The organism is Embleya sp. NPDC056575 (assembly GCF_042793325.1).
GTDB lineage: Bacteria > Actinomycetota > Actinomycetes > Streptomycetales > Streptomycetaceae > Embleya.
The window spans coordinates 1-1,014 of the sequence record NZ_JBHTVA010000211.1 but is presented as its reverse complement, the minus strand read 5'-3'; the positions used below and the strand labels follow the sequence as shown (position 1 = coordinate 1,014).

Genomic DNA, 1,014 nt, shown 5'->3' with positions numbered 1-1,014 from the left:
GCCCTGGAGCGCGGCCAGGTAGATCAGGACCGTGCCGCCCATGTTGGCCCAGGTCGCCACGATGACCAGGGAGATGAGCGCGGTGTCGGCGCCGTTGGACCAGTTCGAGGTGGGCAGGTGCAGAAAGCGCAGCGCCTCGTTGGCGAGGCCCGCTCCAGGATCGTAGAACCACTTCCACAGCAGGGCGCTGACCACCGGCGGGATCATCACCGGCAGGTACACCACGACCCTGAAGAAGGCCTTGGCGTGCCGGAGTTCGTTGAGGACCAGGGCCATCACGAACGGGACGGCGAAGCCGATGAGCAGGGCGAGGAGCGTGAAGGTGAACGTGTTGCGCCAGGCCGCGGTGAACTCCGGGTCGTGGAAGACACGGGTGAAGTTGGCGGTGCCGACCCACTGGGGCGAGGAGCCCGGCGTGTACTTCTGGAAGGCGATCACGACCGCGCGGATCGCGGGGTACCAGGAGAACAGCGCGAAGCAGAGCAGGCCGCCGACGAGGAAGGCGTACGCGCGGGACTGGTCGGCCAGGCGCCGGCGCCACGGGCCCCTCGCCCGGCGCCCGGCCGACCGCGGTACCTCCGGCGCGCCGACGGCGGCCGGAGGAAGCACCACGGGCTTCGATGCGGTCTTCATACGCCTGGTCAGCCCCGGGCCAGGATGGAGTCGATCTTTCCGGAGGCGTCCTTCAGGAGCTGGTCGACGTTCGCGTCCTTCTTGGTGAGGACCGCGGAGACGGCTCCGTCGAGGACCGAGTAGATCTGCTGGGCCTGGGGCGGCTCGATCTTCATCTGCAGGCTCTGGTTGCCGTCCAGGAAGGCCTGGTAGTTCTCCACCGGCACATTGGCGTTGGCCTTCTTGACCTGCTGGTCCTTCGCGTCGGCGGCGCCGGTGAAGAGCCGGGGCTCGGGGAGGCCGACGGGGGCGTTGTTCTGCTTGGCGCGGGCGTAGTCGCCGAGGAAGCCCGTTCCGGGGGTGAGGAACATGTGGTCGAGCCACTTCAGGCCGGCCTTGATC

The 1,014-nt window shown here is 68.5% G+C and carries 1 protein-coding gene and 1 pseudogene; both read right to left on the bottom strand.

Annotated elements, in window-relative coordinates; translation table 11 throughout:
- A partial coding sequence (locus tag ACFRCG_RS48825; protein WP_380043136.1) for a carbohydrate ABC transporter permease occupies window positions 1–633 on the bottom strand: 633 nt, incomplete at its 3' end.
- Between the two features lie 8 nt (window positions 634–641).
- Window positions 642–1,014, bottom strand: a pseudogene (locus tag ACFRCG_RS48820) (sugar ABC transporter substrate-binding protein); the annotation flags it as partial.